Raw genomic sequence first — 1,809 nt, 5'->3', positions numbered from 1 at the left:
TTCCGGCAGAAGGGTTAGCTTCCTTTCTTGGGCGACCACGTGGCCGCTTGGGTTTTATTTCAACTTGATCCTTTGGCTTCGGCTTTCGCCCGCGTTTCTTAGGCTCAGGCTTTGGAGCCGGCTTTGAAAGCCCAAGAGCTTCGAGCTCTTCCATTGCGGTTTGTATTGTGTGCACCCAAAACCCGTCAGCGGATGATGGCTCTGCAGGTGCATCCGCCCTACGCCATGCTGATGAAAGATCATCCATGAGTTCACCATAGGACATCTGTTTCAGAAGTCCAGCATTTTCGGCTTTGCGGATAATCCTGCAGGTTGCAACAGTTGAGATAAAGTTTACAAACTCGCTGCCTATTACAGCAAAGTCGCCCTGCTCACCGGTATGGTCAAGGCACTCATCGCTCTTGTAACGTTTAAAGACCATCTCCAGAAGCCAACGGTCCTGATAACACTTGTATGCCACTTCAGGGGCAAGATCCTGATCTGATTCGAGAACCATTACGCCGAACGTGTTTCTTTTCTCAGCGTACTTCTCGGGAGAAAAAGTATTCTTACGCTTGGCGTTTGCAATGTAGGTTGATTCTTCCTTTGCAGCCTTTTTCGCATCTTTGAAGGCATAAAGGTAACGACCACCTTTAATTCTGGCTTTTTTATAAACAACATGGGCATCTATGCCAGAAAGTACACCATCAAACGAGAGCATGTCATTATCAGAAATGCGTTTGTCATTTCGCTTGATAGGTGTAAGGAAATGAAGATCAGGTCTTTCTGAGAGCTCTTCTTTAATCTTGCTCGGAGGAAAGCCCTTATCTGCGACAATGATTCCTCTTCTAAGATCATTATCGCGTATAAATGCAGGATATGACTTTGAATCTATACTGTTGCCAGGGAATATCTCGGCACATATGGGTTCCATCAGTTCAATATCGTAAGCATAGAGAACGGAGACCTCGCTGCATCCTCGTACTCTAGCTTTGTAGGAGTATGCCGACAGGTCATTGACTATGCTTGTGTCCTGCTTTAAGGTGCCATCAATTGCTACGTGATGGTCAGCGGATGTAGCTTTCATGCGCAGCCGATAAAACTTACTGCGCCGTGCTCCGTCCATACCAATCATGTTAAACAGCTTATTGACAGAGTTTTTCGATATGGCTGCACCAGGATAGTCCTTACAGACAAAACAACGATTGTAGTGTGTCGAAAGCCTGCTGTCAGTAACCTGAGGCTTAATGACCCTGAGCGAAGCGATTGCCATAATCGCATAGACATCGGAAGGGTCGTAAACTGCCAGCAGATCTTTTTCAATGTCCCGGGTCACCGAGTGTACAAGAGCAGATGAGCCATAGGACAGCATATCAGGAACCACCGGAGCCGATGAAACAGTTGTCTCAACAGGGACATACTCGTGATTGATAATATGTCCGACAACCTTTCCGTTGCGCGGCTGAGGATTTCCGCCTGCAACATATTTTGTGGATGCTCTTTCTCTAACGGCGTACCTTTTAGGGCCGTCACGTCCACTGTCATCTACAATAGTATTCACTGGTCTGGGAACTGCACGGATATCTGCTGGAACTGGCATAAGAAAGCCTCCTTTTTATATAGTCCTATTATACCATAGTCGGACTATATAATCAAGTTTTCTTTGTCCCATTTTACAAAAATCTGATGTCAAAGTGCAGTAAAAATCAGGGAAAATGATGCGGTTTACCAAGGATTTTTGCCTTTGGTGCACTCATTTTCTGACAATTGAAGTAACAAACCGCGGATTTAGGGGCTTAACCTATAGTCCGACGATTTGGGAAAGTTTTA

Annotated in this window: 1 protein-coding gene; it reads right to left on the bottom strand. The window is 45.6% G+C overall.

Annotated features, from left to right (window positions below; genetic code table 11):
- A partial coding sequence (locus BLO53_RS18850) for a transposase (protein ID WP_092065259.1) occupies window positions 1-1,579 on the bottom strand: 1,579 nt, incomplete at its 3' end.
- Window positions 1,580-1,809 lie beyond the last annotated feature (230 nt).

Origin of the sequence: Butyrivibrio sp. INlla14 (assembly GCF_900102515.1) — a bacterium.
Classification (GTDB): domain Bacteria; phylum Bacillota; class Clostridia; order Lachnospirales; family Lachnospiraceae; genus Butyrivibrio.
The sequence above is the reverse complement of the archived record's forward strand: the minus strand, read 5'-3'. Positions and strand labels throughout refer to the sequence as shown.